This is a genomic window from Cellulomonas sp. P24, assembly GCF_024704385.1.
Lineage (GTDB): Bacteria > Actinomycetota > Actinomycetes > Actinomycetales > Cellulomonadaceae > JAJDFX01.
The window spans coordinates 269,388-292,393 of sequence record NZ_JAJDFX010000002.1 but is presented as its reverse complement, the minus strand read 5'-3'; the positions used below and the strand labels follow the sequence as shown (position 1 = coordinate 292,393).

The following is a 23,006-nucleotide window of genomic DNA, read 5'->3' as shown; positions in this document are numbered from 1 at the left end:
GGTCCCCTCGATGTCGGAGGTCATCGACTCCGCTCGACGTGTAGGAGGGTTCGGCCCCCGGGGGTCCGGACCTCCCACGAGGCTCGGCTGCGACGGGCGACGCTCTCGGCGCCTCCTCTCATCTCAACTACCTGCACGGCTGCGCCGGCGCGCCCACGCGAAGTGCTCCCATCCGGTTCACGACGTTCGGCCGGGGGGTGCGGTAAGCCGGCGTCCGCGAATCGCTTCGCAACCGCTTGTTTGGAGACACCCAGGCACTCGCCGATGACCCGCCAAGCCACCCCGGAGGAGCGGGCCGTTCGCACCGCTTCCCCAGCGACACCGGTCACGCGGATGTTCAGCTCCCGTACGGCCGCCAGGCGCCCCACCGCGTCACCCGCTCCGTCAACCGCGGATGCCAGGTCCGTCAACGAGGGTTCCCTTGTGTCATCTGGAGTTGTCATGGCGCGCACGGTGCTCGGCTGACTGAGCCGCGCAGTGCCCGCGCACGCGCGGGGGTCGAGCTCACGCACCGCTGGCGGATACGTCCGCGCGAGCCTGCGAGGGCACGCCTCGCCCGGCGAAGCGCGCCCGTGGGCGGCTGAACGGTGAAGGTCGTCGAGGGGTGAGTCCCCTCGACGGCCATCGCCGACGCGTTCACCGAGACGTCGGTGTTGCCGCTCGTTGGTGCCTGGCACGAACCTGAGCGTGCGGCGGGACGGGCACCCGAGCTGATCTTTCGGGTGCCCGGCGCCGCACGTCACACCACTGCTGCGCCTTGACCGGAGGTGGGTCCGCTCTGTGGTCCGGACTCCGGTCGACGGCGGGCGCGTGACTCTCATTAGGGTCGCGTACGTCGGTCGTTCGTGCTGTGATCATGACGCCGACGCCATCGTGAGCCTGCCCGACGGCGAGCCGCCGTCCACGTCACATGACCTGTCCGTGGACCAGGAGTCCCGCTTCGAAGTCTTCCCTCTGCTTGGGGGTGAGCGTGCTCCACCTCCGCATCGGGTCAAAGACCTCCGAGATCCTGAACAGCGCCATTTCGAAGGCCAGCGCCTTGCTGCGCTCGTCGTGCAGTCGCGTGATCGCGGTCTGGACTTCGTAGGCGTACTGGACGTCGACGAGCACCGCGCTCACGGCGAGCGCGCGGTCGAGGATCGCGATGTTGCTTCTCGTGCTGGACATGGTGCTTCTCCTAGGGGTGACACGGCACGCATCCGGTTGGTGCGCGTCGTACACGGTCCGGCGGCGAAGCTGTCGGCAATCGCCACACACAACGTCGACGCCCACATTCGGGTCCCAGCCCCCCACGCCGCGACTGGGCGCTCGTGCTGCTCGAAGACAACACCTGGACCGTGTGGGTCGACACCTAGCGACCGACGAGATCGTCGAGAACCAACCAGGGGCCTCCTAGCAGGGCCACCTCGGCCGGCTGTTGACGTTCGCGGCGGGCACCCAACCCACGACGATCGCAAGGATCGCGGCGTCATTTCGGCCCGAGCACCGCGCGGCGATCGACTGGCTGAACACGCGCGTCGACGATCGCACGAGGTTCCTCGCCGTACAGATCGACGAGTCCGCGCCCGCGCCCTCCTTCACGCTCATCGCCCAGCCGAACTACCCGTCAACGACCGTCGGCGCGGGGACACCGACCAAGCCGAGCCCCGAGCAGGAGCTCTATTGGCCGTCCTCGACGCTGAGGCGTGAACGCATCTCGGCCGATCGGCCGGGCTGGCTTCGTGCGAAGCGGCCACCGTCGCCGTCGCGGTGCAACACGACGGCGGGCAGGTCGGGCGTCGGATACCGCATGTCCGCCACTCTGCGGGGGACTGTCCAGCGAGCCCGGGTTCGAATCGCCGGATCCGGCGGCGCACGCCGCCTACCTGGCCTCACTGTCCGCGAGCCAGTCGGCTTCCGAGGGGCACGAGCGGGGCGCTTGAGTAGAGGAAGAACTTCCGAATCGGCAGTCGACCCCGATCGCCGAGTACCCCGTCGACACTGTTGTCGAGCGACAGGAGAACGAGCACCGCGACCTCGAGGCTGCTCGACCGCCGAGCTCGGCTCCGAGCCGGCCTCGAGGAGGTCGGTCGCTTCTCGCAGGGCTAGATCTAGCGCGGGACACGAGCCCGGTTCGCGGGCGTGTGAGGTTCCGGGACTCCCCGGGAGTGAGGCCGTCGACGGGCCGCTTGGCGTGCGCGCGTGGGCAACGCCGAACGCGCAGGTCGTGTCCTCGTCACTGTCTCGGCGTCGATGCGCGAGCCGAAGACGGTCGGCCGCGACGAGCCATTTCGGGCACCTCGGGAGATCGAGGGGTGTGGCGATTGCCGCGTCCGCCCGGTCCCTGACCGTGTCTCTCCGTCGCCGTCCGGTGGCCTTACGAAAAGAGGACTGTCGCCATGCTGCCCACGCTCACCACCCGCACCGTCTCCCGCGCGCTGGCCGACGCCCGGCTCGACCAGCTGCTCGATGCCTACCTGCTGGCGTACGCCGACTACGTTGACGAGCACGACCTGGCCGTCAACATCTGCGTCCCCGCATCGCGGATCACCTCGGCGGTACTGGCGCACTTCGGCATCAACGGCGCGGTGCCGGTCGGCGTCGACCTCGTTGTCGCGCACCCCAGCGCCGCGTCGCTCGTCGCCAGCGGCCCGACGCCTTGGGAGCTGCCACGCAACGTCGACGCCGTCGCGTTCATGGGTACGGACGCCATGCTCGACGACGGATGGTCGGGCCACGTCGTTACGTACGTGCAGGCGCTGCAAGGCAGGCGCAAAGCTCGACTCGTTGACCCGACCGCGGCGCAATTCAGCGCGCCGGATCTCGGGATCGATGTCGCGGGGCACGTCGTTGACGCCACGGACGAGTTCTTGAGGGGGAAGCCGCTGGTCACGTCCACCAACGGTGCAATTGTCTGGCGCAAGAGGAACGCACGCCTTGATGGCTTCCGGGGAGAGTTGGTCGAGCAGCCATTCATCGACGAGATCGCAGCCGAGTTGGCAGCGGTTGTCGCCGACGCCACGCGGCCCCTGGAACACCGCGCGGCATAACGCTGAAACCGGCCTGCAGCCTGTGGATTCGAGCGCGACGGGCAGCGCGGCCTCAGCGGCCTTGATGCCCAGCGCGATCGCGAGGTGGGCCTCTCCGGTCCCGAGCGGCCCCAGGAGCACGACGTTCCCCCGTCGGGCCGTACCGTCCCATGGAACCCGGGGCTGCACGGTGGTCGAGCCGCGGGCACTGTGGAATCGACGACGGGCGGTTCAGCCCGCGGGACGCGCGCAACTGTCACCGTCCCAGCTGAGCGCAAGCGCACTGCAGGTCGGCGGCTAGCGCGGTGGCGGACCGTACGGACGGTCATCCGCATCAACCGATCAAGAGGGAAAGGAGATGAATGGCTACAGTGGCAACCATGCCCGACACGATCGTCGAGGACCGCAGAGCAACGGCTGGCGAGATCCGCGCCCACCGCGCTGCACTCAAGGCGCTCGTGGACGAGTACCACCTGGGCAACCCGCGGCTACGCCGCGATGGCGCGATCGTCGTCAGCGCCCCCGACAGGGGCTACTCCGCGATGGCACGGTTCGTCGCGGCCGCGAACGAGCTCGTGGGCTCCTACGTGCATGTGCTCGCGGATGACACCCCTGGGGTGGGCGGCGTAGCCGACCCGCTGTGAGCACCGCGCCCAAGGGGTCGGGGCGCACACTTTGCGAGATCGCCGACCTTGTCGCCGTTCCGCGTCAGCAGTAGGCGCACGACCGTCTGCGCCAGCTCGCGGTGATGAAGTCATGGATCGACCCCGGCAACGACGCCGAGGTCCACCGCCTGGAGATCGGAGTGCCGGTCCGCACCGACCCGTGGTCGGAGCTGGTCGCGTTCCGCGCCATCCTGGCGCACACACCCCCGAGGAACTCAACGCTGACCGGATCTGGAGGGAGTCCCAGCACGCAACCGATCTGCTCCTGCAGGTGAACGCCGCCGCTCAAACCTGAGCGTTCCCCTGCGAGGGCCCGACCACGGGTCGGGCCCTCGTCCGTGCTGGTGGCGGCCCACCTTACGAGGGAGTCGGTCTCATGTCGGTGGTGGGCGGTCGTCTCTTCGGGTGGCCCGACCCCGTGACGCCTCGCTGCCGACGTGTCCGGAGCACCCGGTTTCGTCGGTCCGGCGGGAGGGCACGCACGGCCTCCCGCGTCACGTGCGCGGCAGGGGGTTTCGCAGTAGTACCCGGCGACTGTGCTATGAAACCCACTCCCTCGGAAAGGGGGCACGCGCTCACAACGGGCCGCGCCCCCGCTCAGCGACGCCGCAGACGCGGCAGCTCACTGGCCGGACGGCCGCCGCATGATGCGCGCACGACCAGCTGGGCACCAACGGATCCCTTCGCTTCTCTGCCGACGCCCACAGCAAAGCCGAGCATGCGGCACCTGACATGCGAACCGAGCCTTCGGGTGTCGGCGCCGCACGTCGACGCCAGCCGTCAGGCGCACCTCGGAGAGGTGGCGGTCCCCTGACCGGTCTCCGCGACCGGTCGACGTCAAATGCGTAATCCTCCGCAGGGTCGCGAGCCACGGCCAGGCCCTGTGAGACCGTCACTCCTCTTCCATCTCGTCTTCCATGTCGTCCTCCATGTCGGAGCCACCCGACGCGTACGCTCCGGCGCCACTCAGGACCTGCGCGTGGACCGCAAGTCCTGCCTCGAAGTCCTCCTTCTGCTCGGGTGTGAGCGTCGCCCACCTACTCATCGGGTTGAGACGCTCCGAGATCCGGTACAGGGCTTCCTCGAAGGCGAGCGCCTTCAAGCGTTCGTCGTGTAGGCGCGTGATCGCCGTCTGCGCTCGAAAGGCGTACTGGACCTCAACGAGCAGCGCGCTCACGGCGAGCGCACGGTCGAGGATCGCGATGTTGCTGTCAGTGCTGGACATGCTGAGTCTCCTTGAGGTGTCACGGCACGCACCGGGGTTGGTGCGCGTCGCACACCGTCCGGCGACAGGCAGCCGCAGGCAATCGACGCACATCACGTCCCCGGCCTCACCTAGGGCCTGGCTCGAGGACACGATCGGCGCCCTCGAAAAGCCCACCGGAGAGACGCATCTCTCGGGGATCGGGAGCAGTCATCCCCGGCGCACCCTCCGACGCGCGCCCCTGACGAGTCACGAAAACGATCACCGGTCCGTCCACCGATTGGGTGATCCGATCCACAGGCAGTCGCCCCGCTGACCTGCACTGACGCGGATCGGGGCTTCCTCACTTGCGTCGGCGGCCGCCCTGCAAGCCACCAGGTGGCTGAAAGCGAACGGATCGGTGTCTGCCAGGCACGCTCAAATCGGTGCATGCGCCGTGACCTGCTGAGCGACCTGACCGCCTACCCCGTCACCGGGGCCACGATGACCGTGGCCACCGTGCGTCCTGATCTTCGCCCGGGTGATCGCTGGCGGGCCGCCCGTGGGCTAGCCGCGGATCTGTACGTCCTGAGTGGCCGGCACGCGATCCACCACTGCCCGGCCGTGTATGTCGGGATCACCGCGGACCTTGATGGTCAGCGACCCGCCGTGAGCTTGCGGCGGTGGGCGTTGCAGACCGGGCTGCTGCGCGCCGAGCGGGTCGCGCTGATCCGTCTGCTGACTCGTCCGACCCGTCCCGAGCTCGAGCTGATCGAGAAGAGGCTTGTGCGCGGGGCGAATGCCTTCGGGATCATCGGGCTCAACACCGTGACCGGTGCGCCGGCGGCGACTAGGCAGCTGGGGAAGCGGGCGGGCGCTGTAGCGGCCCATGGCGACGCGCTTCTGGCTGATGTGCGCCGGCTGGTGCTGGGTGGTGCCCGAGGGGCGCTGACGATCCCGGCCACGACCGCGTCGGAGACTGCCGTGCGCGCGGTCCTGGACGCGGGCGGCCCCGTGGACACGCCCACGGTCGTCGCCCTACTACAGGCCATTGCACCGAGGCACGGGGTCACGCCCGCAGCGAGTGTGCGCCGCGACCTGACGGTCCTGGAACAGCGAACGGCTGGCGTACCGCGCGTCCGGGTCCTGCACCACGACCGGCGCGCCTACTTCTATCCCGCTCACCTGAACCGGGCCGACGTCATGAAGGAGGTCGCGGGCTGGTGACCCGCCCTCGGCACACGGCGACCCGTGCAGGTCTTGGTTCGTGGGCGCCAGCGCCCACGGGTGGGGGCGGTCGCCTTCGGCGGCCCGCGCACCGGCCACGAGGCCTGTGTGTGCCCAACCCAGGGAGGTCACATGTCCACCCCAACCATCACCACCCCAGCCGCTACCCGCCCACCGCGGCGTCCGCGCGACCTGGCCGCGCTGCTGCGAGCCCACGACCAGCTCGCGATCCAGGTCGCGAGCCTGCGCGCCCACGACCTGCCCCACGAGGACCAGTTTGCCGCCCTCGCCGAGCTCGAACGCGTCGTCGCCGACCGGCACCCCCGGCTTGCCTGCACCCTGAGCAGGGGCGCCTGGCTCCTCGACACCGACGATCCGCATCAACCCGGGCGAGTCTGCCTGGTCTGCTCGGGCAAGCTGCCCTAACCGCAAGGGGCGGTCCGCCACGCGGACCGCCCCTGTGCTCGACCCTGCAAACTCACCTCAGACCAACACCGCCCGCGCAACCGTCCGCCCCACCCCCGGCGCCGAGCAGGTCGGCGCCCGGTACGGAGAGATCCGCGTGATCCGCCCGGTGAAGATGAAGAACTTGACGCCGAGCTGCCACCGGGCCAGCGCACCGACGCTGATCACCGGCAGACCCGACGCCTCATCGACCAGGTACGCCCCGCGGACGAAGCGCCCGTCCCACGGCAGGCGCCTGCCGTCGGCAGGCTCGCGCAACACGGCCCCCTGATCGAGATCCAGCAGGAACCGCGTCCCGCCGGCGCAGTCCACCACCCAGCAACCCCGCGATACAGCCAGATCAAGACGCTGTGAATCTGTCATGGTGCCTCCACCCGGCCCACCGCAGGCGCGGGCACCGACCGGGGGAGCACCGCGCGGAGCCCCACCGACGGCAAGACCCACCGCACCAAGTGCCGGCACCTGCAGTCCTGACATTGGGCGGAGACACAGCGCCCAGAAGGATTCATGAGGCGTCGCGGGTCGCGGGCTCCATTCCCCGAAGCGTCGAGGCCCGAGACCAGGTGCCGTCCGGACGAACCCCGGAGACGCGCACGCACGCCGAACAAGACGAATCAACGAAGGAAGTCGACGTGCGACTTCCTTCGTTGATTCGTTTGCCTCGTCACCGGAGCGCGACGATGACTTCGCGGGGTCGGCCGCCGGTGCTCAGGCGATCCCTGCGCACCAGTCCCCTGCTGAGGAGCGCGCCGACGAGGGCGTCGACCTGCTCCTTGCCGAGGTTGTTCGAGAAGAGGCGATTGATGGTCGTGCGGTCCAGGCCGTCGTCTCCAGCCGCGATGGTCGCGGTCAAGAGCTCGTCGAGCTTCGGGTCACCGAGCGTGGCACCCCAGATGTGGGCGATGGACGCTTCGCAGTACTCCCACAGCGCCGCAGCCGCACGCAGGTGCACGACCTCAAGGACGGGGGACTGGTCCAGCAGAGCAAAGATCAACGCAAGCCGGAGCAGCTGCGGACTCGCCCTCGCCGTGAGCGAGTCGTACATCACCCCACCCGACGGCTGACTCTCCACGATGCGGTAAAGCCGGTCCCACTCTCGCCGAAACTCCGGGCTCCGGGTGATCTCACGGGGAATGTGCGAGAAGGCGATGACCTCGCGGAGCCGCTCACCGAAGTACCGAATCCGATCCTCGGACAGACGGCCCGGTTCGGACAGAAGCTGGGTGCGCCGGCTCAGCACGTGCAAGAACCTGTTCGCGTAACCGTTGGCCACATCAGTGGCCTTGAGCAAGAACGTCAACTCATCCATCGTGACGTGCCCAACGATCGCCACGTGCGGATGCTCGGCCTTGAGCGTCGCGGCCTTCGTGTGAGCCGCGATCACGTCCCCATCCCAGACAGACCGCAACGTGGGCGACAGGGTCGAGCCCTGCCGAGACGCGACCACCAGAAGCCGCGCGTACTCCTCCTCAACCACCAGCAACCGCTGGTCCGGCTCGCCACCGTCGATCAACGACCCAGTCGAACCCGCCGATGCGGCCGCCTGAATCAGCGCCTCGGCAGACTGCAAGCCGCCACGAATCTGACGGTCACGCATGAACGGTGCACCGGGATCGTCGGCGGCGTCCAGCACGGGGCGCACCGCAGCAGCCGACGTCCCCTTCCGGTCGCGTGCGGTGCGTCCAATCACCAAGGCGAAGATCAGCGGGTAGTGCCGCTGGGCACCCACGTGCACGTAGGAGTAGCGGCCCGCCATCGCGGAGAAGGAAGCCAGCAGCGTCACGAGCATGGCCGCGGGTGAGGCCTCGGTCAGCGGCGCGATCTCCTGGACGATCTCTCCGACAAGTCCATGGAAGGCGTCAGCGCCGAGCTCGGGGGCGTGTTCTCGTGCGCCCAGCCGGCTGGCCAGGCGAAGTCGACCAAGGATCTCGTACGAGCAATCAGGGGCGCCTGTACAGGCCCCGGGCATGTTGCTCGCGTCCTCGTCGGTCATCGGTGCGGTAGTCACGTTCGGTCCTTTCTCACTGTCATCTCAAGCGCCGCGGGCGCGGTGAGATGGGAAGGTCCGCACAGCACGGCCCGCGGCACTCGCCACACCACGAGCACTGCGACCCTCATCCGCGTCATCGGCTGATACCGGCGCGCCGGCCTGGAAGGCACCGCAGCACCCGGCCCGCGGCACCCACCCCCACCAACGACGCACGCCACAACGCCGCCCGACGCAACCTCCAGCGAAGGCGCCGGGACGCGAACCCGAGCCACCGTGGCCGCGCACGGCACACGCGTCCGCGCGTGCGACCCAAAGGCCCGTCTCGGCGCGGCCATCAACGGCGACCAGCCGACGATGCTCCCGGCACGGCGAGCCGGGTGGGCGCACCTCGCCTACTGCCTCCGGGCGCCGTCCATCGGGCACCGCAGCCCCGCCAACACGCACCCCCCACGGGGACCTGACCGGCCGGACCGAACGGGCCACCGGCACCCAGACCCACGCGTGCTGGAGGGCCCCTTGCGCGTCGGCATGCAGCGCGGACTGTCCGGTGCATGGATCCTGACCTGCAAGCACTGGTCAACGCCGAGCTCGAACGCCTCAAGACGGGCGTGGCCCGTACGCAGTCCACGGCGCGGACCTACGCCGAGCACCTCGCGGCGTGGTGGGGCCCCTACGCCCGCGCCAACGACCTACCCCAGTACGACGCCACCGAAGAGGTGCACCCGCTCACGGCCCCGCAGATCGCCCGGTTCGTCGCCGCGTGCGCGGCCGGGGACATCCGGCGCGGAACCCGCGACGGGGCCCGGGCGGCTGAGCGGGTAGGGGCACCCTTGAGCGTCCCGTCACTCGAAGGGGTGCTCTCGGCTCTGCGGGCGGTGCACCTGGACGCGGGCCTGGTCTGGCACGGAGACGACACCCACGTCCGCGAGCTCGTGGCCGGGTACCGCACCGTCCACGGCGCGAGAGCCGTCCAGGCCGCACCGATGAGCCTGGACCACGTGGCGAGACTGTTCGCGACGCACGCCCTCGAGCCGGCCGGCGACCCGTGGGTGCGCGACGCACGCGCACGGGCGGTCGCGGTCGCCCTGGGCCTGTCGATCAGGGCCCTGGCAGCACTGGACCCGACCCAGGTCACCTGGTCACCGGCCCGCGTGGACGTCAAATTCGGCGACGAGGACCGGTCAGCGCCCTGCCTGCGCACGGTCATCGACGACACGATCACGTCTTCCGCGTGCGGGCACTGCGCCCTTGGATCCTGGCTCACCGACCCGGCACCCGAGCCCCTGGTCGACGTGAGCGACATCGTGCGCATCCGAGCGCAGTGGGCCCTGGCCGCGCGACGCCTGGCACGCGCGAACTTCACCGGCGACCGCCTGCACGTGGACGACGACGACCCATGGACCCGTCTCGCGCTGGGACTGACCCCGGGCGCCGCGCGGTGGTTGCGGATGCGCGCCGCCCTGCTGCCCATGCGGGCCGTGGGCCTGCGCCTGGACGACATCGACGACCTCACCTGCACCGACGTCCACTTCCGAGACGACACGGTCACGCTGAGCATCGTGGGTAAGGGCGAGACTCCCGCCCGCCCGTACACGGTCGTGCTCACCGCGACCGGTGACCCCTTGTGCCCGGTGGAAGCGATGGCCAGCTACGACCGGTGGGTGCGCACCTACCTGCCCACGCGCAGGTTCTTCATGGTCCCCACACGCGGCAAGGGCGCGCTGCGCCACCCGGTCGACCCGCCCCACGGCCCCGGGCGCGCCCTGTACCAGGCCGTGCGCACCTGGCTGGTCGAGCAAGACATCACGCTCGACGAGAACAGCGCCGGTCTGCGTGAGACGTTAACCCCGCACAGTGCCCGCCGAGCCTTCGCGCAGCAAGCCAAAGCCGAAGGACACCGCGAGCACGCAATCCAAAAGGCCCTTCGTCACAAGCGCCCCGGCACGACAACGCCATACCTGCACGACACCGCCGATCAGAGCGCCGCCGCGCAGGTCCTGCAAGCCCTCGCGAACCAGGACGACGATGGCCGCGCCTGACCTCGTCGCGGCGGCTGTAGCCGAGCTCACCGGCGCACCCGCCCTGGACCCCTCCACCCTCACCCGCGCCCACACGTTCGAGACCTGGTGGCAAGACCGCGCCGGCGACCAGCCCCTGAACGAGGTCCTCCTGCTCGCCTACCTCCTCGACCACCCCCAGTGGGCCCCGACCACGGCGAAGTCCAACGTGTCCGCGCTCTGCTCCTACTACCGCACCACCGCGAACATCGAGCTTCGCGGACCCACCATCACCTCCCACCTGGCCCGCCGAGCCCGCGACGCGCGTGCGCCCCTGCCGGTAGTCCCCGCACTACGCGTCCAGGACGCTCGCGAGGTCGCCGCGTCCATGGAAGCGCGCGAGGTCGCATGCACCGACCCGTACGTGCAGGCACTGCGAGACGCGCTCGTCGTGCTGCGCTCCACCGCTGGACCCGAGCAGGCAATCCACCCCGCCACAGTCAACCTCGCCCGCCTACGGCTCGATCAAAGCGACGGGCACACCCTTCGCGACGCCACCGGTCGAATACTCGCCGACCTCACACCCGACGGCGCAGATCAGTGGGCCCGGCACCTCGACCTGCTCGCAGACCGCACACGCCTGAGCCGGCGAGCCCAAACGGCACTTCACCGCTCAGGGATCCGACCGGACACGCCCGTCGGCACCCTGACCGACGCGCAATGGATCTGGCTGTGGCGCGGGACCGACCCCGACATGCCGAGACGGTTGCGCGACCGCGCATACGTGCTCGTCGGCCTCGCCCACGCCCGCCGCCACGCCGAGCTCCGCCGCCTGGACTTCGAGGACATCACACCCACCACGGCCGGGTTCCACATCACCTACCTCGACCACAAGAACCACACCACCATCGCCAGAGACCTGCACCACGTGACCGCACCGGACACCACCTGCGGCGTCGAATGCGCCGCGTGCGCACTCCAAGACCTGCTCGACTGGGAGAACCAGTGCGTGGGCCGCACCACCGGCCCGGTTTTCGCCACCCGATACGGCGGCACGGTGCGCCGCATGACACGCCAGAACGCCCGGCACCGGATCCGCGAAGCCACCAGCCACATCGCCGACCACCCCTGGGGCAGCACCCGCTCCCTACGCGCCGGCGCAGCCACAAGCGCATGGGAAGCCGGACAGACACTCGAGCAGATCGCCCGCGAGATCACCGGCCACCACGACATCAACCAAGCCGACCTATACATCCGCCGCCTCGGCACCCCCGCAGACACCATCCAGCTCGACCTCACACCACCGACCCGGCACACCACACCCTGACCCACGCACGCGCCCACGCCCCGACTGACCCCGTCCCCACCCTGAAACGTGCCAGCACCCACGGGCACCGTTCCCCGGCGACCGTCCGCTCATGCCGATGAGCGGATTGGCCCACGGGTGCAGTCGGCTGATGGAAGACTCCGGCAGGTGGATAGCGCGGACAGTCTCAGAGTGATCGCGATCAGACAGACGTTGGGTGAGGTCGTCGGGGCGGACGTTCTGATCGCTGCGGGTCTGGACGCCCTCCTGCAAGGTCTAGACACCCCGTCTCTACGGGAACTCGCGGGACTGACGCGAGCTGAGGAGTCCGAGGCCCAGGAACTATTTCGCGCCGTTGCGGACGAACTCGACCTCACTCCGAGTCTGCCTGCCGATCCCCGCAGCGCCAGGTGGGAGTTGGTGCGCTGGTGGTGCACGGAGATCGTCGACGGGCGAGTGCGTCCCGAGATTGGCGGACGTCTAATCTGGTTGAGGGGCTGGAATGAGCTCGACCACCCGGACGCTCTCCAGCCGATCGTTAGTTGGGTGAGTGAGTGGGAGGATTGGACGGAGAGCTGGGGGGTCGAGCGCGAGGAGTACGCGAGGCGAATCGTCGCGGAATCGAAGGCTCTTCTCGACCAGCAGTGGCCGCCAGCGTGACCCCTTTGGAGTTCGCTTAACGCCGCCACGTGTCGCTGTCGGGGCGGGGACGTTCGACCGGTCATGCCGCGATCCGCGCTCGTGGCCGATGTGCGGATCGTTGGTGTCTCCGCCACCGCCGGTGGCGCCGAGGGGGTGACGGTTCGGTCGCCGGCGCGCCGACGTCGCTCGCGCTGGGTCCCCGCAGCAGACTTGCTCCATGAGTGACGGCGCAAGTGGGCTCGACCGAGACCGAACGGACCGCTGGCTCGTCCCTCACCTGTACCACCCGTCGCGACGGTACCTCGAGTTCGCGATAGATCCTTGGCATTACACCAACAGGGAAGGCCTCGACGGAGTTCTCTCTAGCGGGGTCTTGTGGGCAACCGAGAGCGGATCCTTGAATGATCCCAGCGAAGTTGCCCGTGCGGCGGAGAGCCTGCTAGAAGCCTGGGGCGGGTCGCTCATGGACCTTATCCCGGCGGCGCCAATGGAAGAGGTCGATCGTTGGTTGCACGAGATGACCGCAGTGGTTTCTCGCCGCCGGTTCTTCTTCGTCTCCGCGTGCTACGACGGCGACAAGTTGCAGCACTGGAAGTCGTACGCCGGAGGGCGCGGCTACGCGCTCGAGCTCGACCGGAACGCGGAGTACAGACTGCTAGAGCCCTCCTCTGGACCATGCCTCTACTGGCCGGGCTTTGCCCCGAGTCCGTGGTGGCGTCCCGTGACGTACGGCGACTATGTGAACGGGCGGAGCGCCCGAGGTGCGAGCCTGCTGACCGGCAGCGAGGGGATCGCGGAACACGCCCTCAATGAATTCGCCGCTCGGGCGCGAGGCGAGCGCCCCGACGAGGTGGCCTTCTGGGAGCACCTGGAGCAGAGCTACCTTGTTTCGGTTTGCTTCAACAAGCACGAGGGCTACGCGGAGGAGGAAGAAGCGCGCCTTGCTTTCGTCGAGCCACCGTTTCCGGGTTTTGTGCATGAGCGAGAAGGGGGCTTCAGCCCCACGGGTCAAACCGCGTTCGTAAAGGTTGCGGCAGCATCAGACGATCTGGACCTATACAGCGTCGGGACCCCGGGACGCCTCCCACTGCGAAGTGTCCGCATCGGACCCCGCTACGGGTCAGAAGTCGATCGAGAGGTCCGGCAGATAACCGCGCTGCTCCGAGACCACGGGTACATAGACGTTGAAGTCTCCGCGTCGCAGATTCCATTCCGCGGCTAGCGGCGCTCTCTGGAGCCACTCTTCGCGGCGTTGCGAGACCGGCGCCGTCGTCGACCCCACGCAGTCGCCACGACCGAGCGCACGCCAAGGGCGCGACGTCGCCCTCACCGCACTCCGCCGGACCAACTCGACCATCCTCCGACCGACCGACCGACCGACCGACCGGCACGGCGCTCGGCCGAAAGGCTAGTCGATGGCCGACCGCCGCGAATCCTCTGCGCCCTCAGTCCACGATGTCCCGCGCGCGCAACAGCCTGAACCGTTCGGCCATCAGTTCGGCAACGCCAGGTGGCGCGCCTCGCCGCGGCCACTCCGGTTCGTCCACATGCGGGATCCAGCAGCCGTAGTGGACGCGCTCGGGCGGCCACGCCAGCTCATCGTCACCCTCTACCGTTGACGCGAGGAGGTCATGCGGTACCTCGACCCGTGCCGCCGGCAGTGCGGCCACGAGGGCTACACGGATCCGGTAGAGCCACGCGCGAACGCGCGAGAGCGGGACTCCTTCGAGACCGCCGAGCCAGATCTCGTTGTTCGTGTACGCGAAGGCCTCCGCGTTCACGTTCGGGAAGCCCGCCGCGAGCGTTCGGAAGGATCGACCGTCGACCTCGTCGTAGTGCTCGAAGATGTCGCGCAGGGCCTTGACAGCCTCCTGATCGCCCATGGAGGTACGCACGTCGGCAGGTAGCCGATCCTGGGCTCGCATCACATTGCGGGCCGCGACCAGCAGGAATGCGGCCTCCGAACTGACCTGCATCCGCAGCGCGTGCGACGGTACGTGGATCGGCCGCTCAGGATCGTAGGGCGGGCGTGCCCCGTACGAGTCGCGCCACAATTCAGCGTGTTCCGTGTCGGCCTGAAGGTTCGCCCGCGTCTTCGCGTCGAGGAGGGCTCGATGCCACGCGTAGAAGGTCTCCTCGAAACGATCTGCCTGCATCTGCGCCGCCTCAACCCAGCGCATCCCGACCCACCAAACATCCTCGTCCGGCTTTCGAGTGCCCATGCTCGATGAGTCTGTCAGGCGAAGACGCCACCCGGTCGCCCGACTGAGTCTGAAAGGTCCGCCACTGGACCCGTCGCTTGATCACCCGTCCGCACATGGCTCCGGGTGGGGACGTTCGCCTGGTCGCCGCTGTTCGGCATCGAGGCCGCGCTCGAAGCTGACGTGTGGAAGGCGCGATGCTCGGCAAACTCGTCGCGCGGCCCCGCCAAGGGTGCCGTGTACCTCCACCACCGGGTGGGACGTCACCGTGCCCGGCACGGCGGACCGCGACGCTACGAGCCTTCGCGTGTACGCGGCTGCTCGGCCCAGGGCACTGCGTCCCAGTGCGGCCCGCGCGGGGTACGCCGGGCCGGTCGGGTTTCGGGTGCGTGTGCGGGTTGTCCTGGCCCGGTCGCGTCGTGGGCGACGGCGCCGAGCACGGCCGTGGCGGCCAGAAGGTCGGGCCTGGTGGCGGGCTTGTTGTACGGCTTGAGCGCTGCCTCGGTGGTGTGCTTGGTCTGCGCGATAATGGTCGAGGCGGGGATGCCCAGTGCCAGGCCGGTGGTGACGAAGCCCGCCCGCAAGGAGTGGGCGCCGAAGGCGGCGCGGCCGGTCGCGGTGCGGTGACCGCCGTAGGTCAGGTGCGTGCGCTGGTCGAGGCCCGCGGCCGCCACCCACTTGGTCACGATCACACCAATCGCTGCGCCGGAGAGTCCGGCGGGGCGCCCGTCGCGCAGCTCGAGGTGGCCGTGCCGGTCGATCCGGGTGAACACCGGCACCCCGGTGAGCCGGCGCGGGTCGCGGCCCCACATCGCCGTCAGGAGCTCCAACCAGTCGTCCAGGGCTGCGACGGCATCGGCCAGTCCGGAGCCCGGGGGAGCGGGCGCGATCGAGACCGTGTCCCCGCGGCCCTCCTGGTCGGTCTTGGACCGCGCGAGGTATGCCAACCACCCTGCGGACGTGCGGGTCATCTGGTCCCAGGTGAGCGACGCGAGGTTCGAGCGTCGCAGCGCGCTCACCCACCCGACAAGCAGCACGGCCCGGTCGCGCACCTGCGAGGCCTCGACGGAGGGGATGCCCGCCATCGATGCGTCGTGCCGGGTCAAGATCAGGTGCAGGCCCTGGCGGGTCAGGGCCTTGCCGGTCTCGTCGCGAAGGACCGCAGTGCCCGGCCACGTCAAGGTGTGCCGGCGCCACCGGGTGAGCAGCTGTGCCGCATCAGTGTCCAGGGCCACCTGGTGGCGCTGGACCGGACCTCCGCGCCGGGTCGGAGCCAAGACCACCGTGATGGCGTCCGGGTCGACCGTGATGTCGCTCCACTGGGCGCGTGCGAGCTGGCCGGCCGTGGCCCCGGTCGCCGCATGCAGCGCGCGGGCAACGGCCTCGCGCAGGGCGGTCGTGGACGTCGGGGCCTGCTGGGCCTCGAGGACCTCGGTCAGCAGGTCCCACGTCAAGGCCGCCTTCGCCAGCAACGGCGCGGTCGTCAGTGTCCGGCCCAGGCCCTCGACGAGCGTGCGGATCATGGGGTGGTCGGTCGGGCTCGGGTGGTTCGCCAGCGCGTGGAGCCGGGAGATCGCAGCCAGGATCTGGCTGATCGTGCCCATCACCAGGGCCCCGACGAGGTGGCCTTCGGAGTCGCGCTCCAGCTCGTTGCGCACGTCAAGGCCCATGGAGCGCTCGACGATGTACATGTGCACGGCGTCGGGGTCTGCCGGCAAGGGGCACACGCCCTGCGTGTCCGCCCACCTCAGCCAGTGCTCCACCAGGCGCCCGTAGGTGCGCCGCGTGCTCTGCGCCCGGGAGGCCGCCGCCAGCTCAGCCGCCGCCGTCGCATACCGCTCGTCACCCATGCCGATGGTCGTCCACTGCACCGGGGGCACCAGCTCACCGCCGCGCAGAAAGGTCGCGCGCACAGCCTCGGCCGTCCACGACGCCGGAGCCGGGTACAGGGAGCGATCGGGCACCAGACCCAGGTCCGGTGGGGTGATCAGTGCATGGTGGTGACGGGTGCGGGTGGGGTGAACCACGGAGGCCTCCAAGTGACGGTTGACGCTCACCGAGACCGTGCCCGGGGCTGTGACCTGGGCATTGACCGTTCAGCGTCAAGCCTGGCCTGCGAGAAGGGCGGTTATCGAAGGCCAGGAGTGGACGCTGAACCACCGTTCGCGCGACGACGCACATCGCAAGGGGCCATCGGGTCGCACGCCGGGTTCGCGTCGCGCACCCGCGCCAGGGCGAACCGCGTGGGGTCGGCCCGACGCCCGATGGGGCACACGGTCGCCCGCTGGGTCCGGGGAACGAGTCGAGGAGAGCGGCCCGGTTGCGCCGCGTGCGGACGAGTGATTGGCATCTGCCCGATCTCCGGGGCCCGTGCTGCTCCGCATCGCCGACACCCGGCTCGATCAACAGGCCCGACCGACCCTCGCCGGTGCTCCGTCGCAGCATCGGCTCGGGACAGGTCGTCCCGGGCGAGGCAGTTGAGAGCAGCTCGGGGCTCTCCTTCACAGCGGGCTGTCGTCACCGCATCGGGGAGGGTCGTCGTCGCGAAGCGTGCCAGGTGACTGTCGAGGCGCACGCTGCGAGCACGATGGCGTCATGAGGACACAGACCCTGAGCCTGGACGACGTCACCAACCTCGTTGCGCACATCGACTTCGGCGACTCCGGGGTGGGTGGGTGGCCCGCTGACGGCGAGATCGCCCTGTCGGCCGGGACCGGCGAGTCATGGCGTGGTCGACTGTCGGACACGGCGCTGGACAAGGCCGAACGGGCCTGGGCAACCCGCGCACCCGCCGAGGGGCCGACCGACCAGGAAGCGGAAGATGTGCTACGGGCCGCGGTGGACTGCGACACGCGGTTCTACGGCTTGACCGTCGACTGGCTGCGAGCGCGGGTCGAGGTGGACGGTGCGGTGGTCCGCGTCGCGGCCACCGTGCACAGGACGCCTGAAGCCATCGTCGGTACAGGCGGACGGCGTGCGAACGTCATCCTCGAGCTCGTGGACATGCACCCCACCCACGCCGGATGGCAGGTCGAGGACGCTCACGGCGGGCTCGCGGACGAGCAAGATCTGGCCGTGGCCGACTTCGACGCCCCGGACCTTGGGACCCTGTGGGAGCGTGCGCGTTACGCCTGGACGTCCCTGGCCCTGTCGGCCGGTTTGAGCGCCGCCGAGGGCTTGACCATGACGCTGGCGGTCAGCGACCTCGATGAGGGATCCTGCGGTGAGCTCCGGGTGTCCGCCGCAGTCAGGTAGGCGACGCCCGTTCTCACGCCCGGATCCCGCCTACGAGCCGCGGCCGCTCACGATGGCGACACCACACATCTCAGATGATAACGAGAAGCAGTCGCATTAAAGGGGCTCGGCGATCGCGCTCGCTCCGCCGTTCGCCCGCCTGACGCGCGCGCCCCAGCCACACGCTCGACCCCAGCTCCGTAGTCCCAGCATGCCGTCCCGGCAGGCCTGGCAACGACCGGCAACGAAGGGCCGACTCGAAAGTCACCTCAGCGCCTGGACACCAACCGCAAGCTGCAGACGCGACAGGTGAACCGCGCGTCATGAACCGCGCCGCTGCGATCAACCCGCCGGCGTCTCTGACGCGTCCGTCACCCGCAGCCGCCACGGTCATCGTCCCTACGACAACGACCGCCATCCGCCCGGCAACCCGCGCGCCATCAGGGCGCGCGGCACGTGGCAGCGGCGCGCAGGCGAAGCAACCTCACGCGACGAGCACTTGCCGCTGCGAGGTCAAAGCGGCAGGTCCGCGCTGCCTCCCTCACCAGCGACGACGTCACCAATGGAGAAGACCCGGACCGCAAGGTCCGGGTCTTCTCCTCGGGGCCAGGCGCACGTCGCACGCCAGACTCCTGGTGGGACCCCTCCAACTCGGGGGAGTACCTCCACAGGCGCACGGACGTGTTCATCCTCAGTGCCAGACGGAATCTGGTGAAAGACCCTTCGGGCGCTCTTCTCGGACGGTTGGTACACCCCCGCTTGCGCGGGGAAACCCCGTATACGCGGGGAAGCGTCCGTGTGCCTGCAACCTCAGCATCGGCCCGGGACCCCCAGCCGTTACACACGCACCCGCACTTCACCCATTCAGCCCACCGCGGACCCCACCACCAGCACGAACACCCAGCCCGCCCGCGACGCGCACGCCCGACGCGTGTGCCCCACCTGCACGCCCAGCCCTCGACTCGGCGATGCCGAAGGCCGCCACCCGGGACACGGTCGTGCCCGCGGGCACCGCCAGCACCGGGCTGTCGGGCGACGGCGCTACGCAGCTGAACGGAATCACGACGTCCACGACACTCCTCGTACATGCACGATCTCGGCCGCATGTGTAGAGGAGTGCACAAGCTCGGACTGGAGCCCGACACCGGTCAATGCCACCAGCTGAACCCCAAGCACGGTCAACCCCATGACAGACAACGAGACCAAGACCACCCTCCGGCTCGACGAGGGCGGACGATGGCTCATTCGCAGCACCAGCCTCACGGTGTGCCACCTCGATCTCGACACCCAGCGGCTCCTACGAGACCGAGGACCGGGAAGCCCAGCGTTCCCCTACGACGGTCAGTGGGTGCCACTCGTCGAGGTCCGGTCGCAACGAGGGGACGTCGGCGTCATCCGCGTCGGAGACCGGCACGAATTCCTCACCGACCCGGCAGGCGGCGCCCACGACCTCCGATACTGGATCCCGCGGGTGTGCGTCGCCATCGAACCGGTCACCACATCGGACCTACCGAAGGAGCAAGGGACAAGCACACGCTGATGGCGCTGCCGCTATCGCCGGATTTTCCCTGAACAGCTCCCGGCAGCTCCCGCGCCGCCGTCTCCTTCAGCCGACGGAGCCGGTGGACCCGACTGGCGCACGGCATCGGCAAGCCCCGGCAACTCCCAGCTACCGGGTCGGGCGGAGCGACGTTGCGCCGGTGACTTGGACAGGTACCCCACGACGGGCACCTCCATTCCCACCGGTGTCCGACCCCGCCAGCACACTGACCCCATGAGCGACGACCAGCACCTAGAAAGCTGGTACGCCCACCGTGACACCTGGCAGCCGCTCACCAACACTCACTCGGTCCCCGACCGGCGCCTGCAACACGACCTCACCACCCCGGTCCCCGTCCGCGTCCGGCTGATCTGGCAACGCGACGGCCCCGAGTTCCTCAACACGGTCGCCCTTGGGTGGGCCCGTCAGCTCGTGCGCGTGCAAGTCCGTGACGTGCGGTCCCGCGCCACATACGCCTGGGGGCACACCGAGCACGTCGCGCGCCGCTGAACGCTGGCGGAACCGTGGCCGGGATGCGAACCTGGGCCGATGTGCGGAAGGTACGCGAGCTTCCGGCGCGACGACGAGATCGCCCGCGCCCTGATGGTCCAGCAGATCCTGGGTGAGGAACGCGGCCCGTCCTGGAACGTGGCCCCCATGCAGGGCATCCGAGTGGTTCTCGAGCGCCCACCCCGCGAAGAACCCGACGCCGCGCCCGTGCGTCAGCTACGCCGGGTCCGGTGGGGGCTGGTCCCGTCCTGGGCGAAGGACCCGAAGATCGGGTCGCGGATGATCAACGCCCGTTCGGAGACCCTCACCAGCAAGCCGTCGTTCAAGGCCGCCGCGACCCGCCGGCGCTGCCTGGTCCCGATGGACGGGTACTACGAGTGGATGAAGAACCCCGGCGGCACCAAGACCCCGTACTTCCTGCACGCCGCCGACGACGGGCTCTTGGCCGCCGCCGGACTGTACGAGCTGTGGCCCGACCCGACCCTGGCGGAGGACGACCCGAAGAAGTGGTTGTGGACCGCCACCATCGCGACCGCCTCGGCCACCGACGCCCTCGGGCACATCCACGACCGCAGCCCCGTGTTCATCCCTCCCGACCGGTACGACCAGTGGCTCGACACCCACCTTCAAGACGCGACCGAGGTCGACGCACTGCTGCGATCCCTGTCCGAACCGGTCCTGCAAGCCCGCGAAGTCGGCCCCGAGGTCGGCGCCGTGCACAACGACGGACCCCAGCTCATCGCACCCGCCTGAGCTCCAAGCTCGCCCGCGTCAACTGCTCACCCTTGGACGTCACCACCATCGGCGCCCTCGCCGAGTCCACCTCCGCGCACCATCCCGACACGGCAAGACTGAGATCGACAGCACTCCCTCCCAGCCCGTCGCGCACAAGCGCCCGACGTCCCTGGCCGACGGCCAACACATCAGCACACCGGTGACCTCACGGGACCGCGCGTGGGCTTCGGGCTCGGGTCCACCATCCGCGGCAGACGCGGGAGTCATACAGGTCGAAGTCGACGGGGCCACCAGCACGGCCGCAGCGGCCGCCGCCGGCCGCGACCGCGGCCTGAACCGGCGACACCGTCCAGTCTTCGGGCGATCCACCCGCCGAGGCGACGCAACCGTTAGCAGCATCCCATGGTGCGGTGGCCCCGGCTGCATGCCGGGGCCACCGTGGTGAGGTTGCTGGGATGGTGCTACTCGAGGAACTCAGGGAGCGGGTACCCGTCGGAGATCAGCTTCGCGCGGACCAGGGTCCGGGTCTCGGCGACCTGTTCGGGCGTTGAGCGCCCTGCCCCGGCTCGCCATGTCCCCGCGCACGCGCACCCGGGCGCGGGACACACGATCAGACCCATCGGGGCCGGCTCGCTTTCGATCACTACGAGTAGGGCGTGAGGGGCAAAGTCGTGCGAACACTGCCCGCACATGCGCGGTGCATCGGCGCTCTGGGGAGCGGTATCGGTTGTCATGACGTCGACCATCGCGGCACTCTGACCGAACACAACCGCCAGATCCACCTCGGTGACGCGATACGAGGGCGCCAGCCCCCGAGCACTCCGGGCCCCGGCACCGTCCCGCTGGCAGACTGCGGTGACTAACTTGGCGAGCAACGATTCGGCTTCTTCAGTCGTTGTCTTGTCAATCCTGTCCCTGAACTTCTTGGCCGTGCGCTCGAAGCCTCCCGCCTCGGGCGCCGCTACAGCCGACGCCGAGTGGAACGGAGAGCGCCGATGAACGATGCCACGGGCGACGGTTTCCAACCGCTGGGTGCTCACTTCCTGTCGTACCGGCAGTCCGACGGAACAACCGTGACCGACGAAATCATGTGGCGCCTGCGCGCTGCCGGCATCCCGGTGTGGCGCGACGCGAGCGACCTGCTGCCGGGTGACACCTCCGAGCGGCTGATCGAGGCCCTCGCGGAAGGCCTGGCCGGTGGAGTCCTCGTGATCACCGGCGAGGTCGCACACAGCTCGGTGGTCCGGGACCTTGAGGCCCCCCGGCTGATCGCCCTCTCCCAGCAGACGCAGTTCGCGCTCACGATCGCGAACACCGTCGTGGACGAGCACGGCCAAGCCGACCACGGCGCACCGGACCGGCTCTTGCAGCGCGACGACGGCAAACTCCGCGGCGTCCTGCAGTACGCAATCGGCGACCCCGCCGAGATGCGCAAGCTAGTCGACGGCGTGCGGAACCTTCGGATGAGGAACGCGCGGGCACAGATCAATGCAGAAGGGGCACGTGCTCGGATCGACGTACAGACACGCAACCACGGCGCCGCCGGGGACCGAACAGGCGCCGAGCTCGACATCCGGATCAAGCCCTCAGGAAGCGGCCCGCTGCCCGACGCCGAAGGACTGCGGTACTTTGCGGACGCCGCCCCCGGACTTCCCGCCGCCCTCACCCGCGCGGGGGCGCAGCGCGTGCTGATCACCGGCGGCGCGCACCTGAGCTTCGCCCTAGCACTGGGCACGCTGCTGCCCGCCACACGCATCGGACACATGGAAGTCGTCGACCAGTACGACCAGCACTGGGCCGCCGGAAACGAGCACCACCCGGCGGTCCGGGACGATCTGCTCACGACTATCGAGATGCGCGAACCCAACCAGGATGGACCGGTCTGCCTATACCTGGACCTGCGCGACGGCCCCAGCGACGCGGCATACGACACCTTCATCCGTGAGCACGAACCCGGATTCGCCGCGTTCGCGCACGTACGCCCTACACTCGCCGGCAGCCTGGACCCCGCCCAGGCTCGCGACCTGGCCACAGGCTGCGCCAGCTTCGCCCGCCTGCTGTCAGGCAGCCACGCGAACGCCGAACTGCACCTGCTCTACCGCGGACCGTTCGGACTAGCAGTGCTGATCGGACGGCTACTGAACACCGTGCGCACAGTGGCATACGAGTGGGACCCGAGCACGCCGGGAAGCCCCCGGTACGTAGCGACCCTACGATGCGTCCCGTCCGACATGACCGAACCCGTCCAAGTCCTGCTCACGCCCTGACACAACGAGCTGCGGGGCGCACCCCGTGCATGTCGG

General features: G+C 69.4%; 19 protein-coding genes. 13 read left to right on the top strand and 6 right to left on the bottom strand.

The features are described 5' to 3' along the window. Positions 1-906: 906 nt before the first annotated feature. Positions 907-1,167: a hypothetical protein gene (locus tag LJB74_RS01460; protein ID WP_259306867.1), complete on the bottom strand. Its 261-nt coding sequence runs from the start codon at positions 1,165-1,167 to the stop codon at positions 907-909. 1,211 nt (positions 1,168-2,378) lie between these two features. On the opposite strand from LJB74_RS01460, the gene LJB74_RS01455 reads away from it, so the two are divergent. Together LJB74_RS01455 and LJB74_RS01450 are read left to right on the top strand one after the other, a co-directional pair. Then, positions 2,379-3,029 carry a hypothetical protein gene (locus tag LJB74_RS01455; protein ID WP_259306866.1) on the top strand — a complete coding sequence of 217 codons (651 nt, stop codon included), beginning with the start codon at positions 2,379-2,381 and terminating at the stop codon, positions 3,027-3,029. Positions 3,030-3,388: 359 nt separating this feature from the next. Then, positions 3,389-3,652 (top strand): hypothetical protein, encoded by a 264-nt coding sequence (locus LJB74_RS01450; RefSeq protein ID WP_259306865.1) that lies wholly within the window; start codon positions 3,389-3,391, stop codon positions 3,650-3,652. 913 nt (positions 3,653-4,565) lie between these two features. Here the strand turns inward: LJB74_RS01450 and LJB74_RS01445 are convergent. Beyond that, positions 4,566-4,898: a hypothetical protein gene (locus LJB74_RS01445; protein WP_259306864.1), complete on the bottom strand. Its 333-nt coding sequence runs from the start codon at positions 4,896-4,898 to the stop codon at positions 4,566-4,568. Positions 4,899-5,306: 408 nt separating this feature from the next. Here LJB74_RS01445 and LJB74_RS01440 point away from each other — a divergent pair, with 408 nt between their 5' ends. Together LJB74_RS01440 and LJB74_RS01435 are read left to right on the top strand one after the other, a co-directional pair. Continuing rightward, complete coding sequence (locus LJB74_RS01440) at positions 5,307-6,083, top strand: hypothetical protein (RefSeq protein ID WP_259306863.1); 777 nt, start codon at positions 5,307-5,309, stop codon at positions 6,081-6,083. A gap of 132 nt (positions 6,084-6,215) precedes the next feature. Beyond that, complete coding sequence (locus LJB74_RS01435; protein WP_259306862.1) at positions 6,216-6,509, top strand: hypothetical protein; 294 nt, start codon at positions 6,216-6,218, stop codon at positions 6,507-6,509. A 57-nt stretch (positions 6,510-6,566) separates the two neighbouring features. Here the strand turns inward: LJB74_RS01435 and LJB74_RS01430 are convergent, their stop codons facing one another. Then, the gene (locus LJB74_RS01430) at positions 6,567-6,911 is read right to left on the bottom strand and encodes a hypothetical protein (RefSeq protein WP_259306861.1); all 345 of its coding nucleotides are present in this window, start codon (positions 6,909-6,911) and stop codon (positions 6,567-6,569) included. Between the two features lie 301 nt (positions 6,912-7,212). Then, positions 7,213-8,181, bottom strand: coding sequence for a YfjI family protein (locus LJB74_RS01425; protein ID WP_259306860.1), 969 nt, complete (start codon positions 8,179-8,181; stop codon positions 7,213-7,215). 908 nt (positions 8,182-9,089) lie between these two features. On the opposite strand from LJB74_RS01425, the gene LJB74_RS01420 reads away from it, so the two are divergent. From LJB74_RS01420 to LJB74_RS01405, 4 genes are all read left to right on the top strand, one after another. Beyond that, a complete protein-coding gene (locus tag LJB74_RS01420; RefSeq protein ID WP_259306859.1) occupies positions 9,090-10,577 on the top strand; it encodes a site-specific integrase in 1,488 nt (495 codons plus the stop codon). Then, positions 10,564-11,862, top strand: a complete 1,299-nt coding sequence (locus tag LJB74_RS01415) for a tyrosine-type recombinase/integrase (RefSeq protein WP_259306858.1) — start codon at positions 10,564-10,566, stop codon at positions 11,860-11,862. Before LJB74_RS01420 ends, LJB74_RS01415 begins: the two co-directional genes overlap by 14 nt. 171 nt (positions 11,863-12,033) lie before the next feature. Continuing rightward, positions 12,034-12,501: a hypothetical protein gene (locus LJB74_RS01410; RefSeq protein WP_259306857.1), complete on the top strand. Its 468-nt coding sequence runs from the start codon at positions 12,034-12,036 to the stop codon at positions 12,499-12,501. A 199-nt stretch (positions 12,502-12,700) separates the two neighbouring features. After that, positions 12,701-13,705: a hypothetical protein gene (locus tag LJB74_RS01405; protein WP_259306856.1), complete on the top strand. Its 1,005-nt coding sequence runs from the start codon at positions 12,701-12,703 to the stop codon at positions 13,703-13,705. Between the two features lie 223 nt (positions 13,706-13,928). On the opposite strand, the gene LJB74_RS01400 is transcribed toward LJB74_RS01405, so the two are convergent. Then, entirely contained in the window at positions 13,929-14,705 is a 777-nt protein-coding gene (locus LJB74_RS01400) for a hypothetical protein (RefSeq protein ID WP_259306855.1), read from the bottom strand. 272 nt (positions 14,706-14,977) lie between these two features. Beyond that, on the bottom strand, positions 14,978-16,711 hold the full coding sequence (locus LJB74_RS01395; RefSeq protein WP_259306854.1) for a hypothetical protein: 1,734 nt from the start codon (positions 16,709-16,711) through the stop codon (positions 14,978-14,980). Between the two features lie 568 nt (positions 16,712-17,279). On the opposite strand from LJB74_RS01395, the gene LJB74_RS01390 reads away from it, so the two are divergent. The 5 genes from LJB74_RS01390 (at position 17,280) to LJB74_RS01370 (ending at position 22,970) form a co-directional block, all read left to right on the top strand. Beyond that, the gene (locus LJB74_RS01390; protein WP_259306853.1) at positions 17,280-17,939 is read left to right on the top strand and encodes a hypothetical protein; all 660 of its coding nucleotides are present in this window, start codon (positions 17,280-17,282) and stop codon (positions 17,937-17,939) included. Positions 17,940-19,104: 1,165 nt separating this feature from the next. Further along, positions 19,105-19,458 carry a hypothetical protein gene (locus LJB74_RS01385; protein WP_259306852.1) on the top strand — a complete coding sequence of 118 codons (354 nt, stop codon included), beginning with the start codon at positions 19,105-19,107 and terminating at the stop codon, positions 19,456-19,458. A gap of 234 nt (positions 19,459-19,692) precedes the next feature. Next, a complete protein-coding gene (locus tag LJB74_RS01380; RefSeq protein ID WP_259306851.1) occupies positions 19,693-19,968 on the top strand; it encodes a hypothetical protein in 276 nt (91 codons plus the stop codon). A 39-nt stretch (positions 19,969-20,007) separates the two neighbouring features. After that, on the top strand, positions 20,008-20,721 hold the full coding sequence (locus LJB74_RS01375) for an SOS response-associated peptidase (protein WP_259306850.1): 714 nt from the start codon (positions 20,008-20,010) through the stop codon (positions 20,719-20,721). A gap of 977 nt (positions 20,722-21,698) precedes the next feature. After that, a complete protein-coding gene (locus LJB74_RS01370) occupies positions 21,699-22,970 on the top strand; it encodes an SAVED domain-containing protein (RefSeq protein WP_259306849.1) in 1,272 nt (423 codons plus the stop codon). Positions 22,971-23,006 lie beyond the last annotated feature (36 nt).

Excerpts from the sequence above, each read along its gene's own strand:
- LJB74_RS01445 (WP_259306864.1), bottom strand. The coding sequence starts at position 4,898 with ATGTCCAGCACTGACAGCAACATCGCGATCCTCGACCGTGCGCTCGCC.
- LJB74_RS01420 (WP_259306859.1), top strand. The coding sequence starts at position 9,090 with ATGGATCCTGACCTGCAAGCACTGGTCAACGCCGAGCTCGAACGCCTC.
- LJB74_RS01385 (WP_259306852.1), top strand. The coding sequence starts at position 19,105 with ATGACAGACAACGAGACCAAGACCACCCTCCGGCTCGACGAGGGCGGA.
- LJB74_RS01415 (WP_259306858.1), top strand. The coding sequence starts at position 10,564 with ATGGCCGCGCCTGACCTCGTCGCGGCGGCTGTAGCCGAGCTCACCGGC.
- LJB74_RS01390 (WP_259306853.1), top strand. The coding sequence starts at position 17,280 with ATGAGGACACAGACCCTGAGCCTGGACGACGTCACCAACCTCGTTGCG.
- LJB74_RS01405 (WP_259306856.1), top strand. The coding sequence starts at position 12,701 with ATGAGTGACGGCGCAAGTGGGCTCGACCGAGACCGAACGGACCGCTGG.
- LJB74_RS01440 (WP_259306863.1), top strand. The coding sequence starts at position 5,307 with ATGCGCCGTGACCTGCTGAGCGACCTGACCGCCTACCCCGTCACCGGG.
- LJB74_RS01450 (WP_259306865.1), top strand. The coding sequence starts at position 3,389 with ATGCCCGACACGATCGTCGAGGACCGCAGAGCAACGGCTGGCGAGATC.
- LJB74_RS01430 (WP_259306861.1), bottom strand. The coding sequence starts at position 6,911 with ATGACAGATTCACAGCGTCTTGATCTGGCTGTATCGCGGGGTTGCTGG.
- LJB74_RS01370 (WP_259306849.1), top strand. The coding sequence starts at position 21,699 with ATGAACGATGCCACGGGCGACGGTTTCCAACCGCTGGGTGCTCACTTC.
- LJB74_RS01455 (WP_259306866.1), top strand. The coding sequence starts at position 2,379 with ATGCTGCCCACGCTCACCACCCGCACCGTCTCCCGCGCGCTGGCCGAC.
- LJB74_RS01435 (WP_259306862.1), top strand. The coding sequence starts at position 6,216 with ATGTCCACCCCAACCATCACCACCCCAGCCGCTACCCGCCCACCGCGG.
- LJB74_RS01460 (WP_259306867.1), bottom strand. The coding sequence starts at position 1,167 with ATGTCCAGCACGAGAAGCAACATCGCGATCCTCGACCGCGCGCTCGCC.
- LJB74_RS01400 (WP_259306855.1), bottom strand. The coding sequence starts at position 14,705 with ATGGGCACTCGAAAGCCGGACGAGGATGTTTGGTGGGTCGGGATGCGC.
- LJB74_RS01380 (WP_259306851.1), top strand. The coding sequence starts at position 19,693 with ATGAGCGACGACCAGCACCTAGAAAGCTGGTACGCCCACCGTGACACC.
- LJB74_RS01375 (WP_259306850.1), top strand. The coding sequence starts at position 20,008 with ATGTGCGGAAGGTACGCGAGCTTCCGGCGCGACGACGAGATCGCCCGC.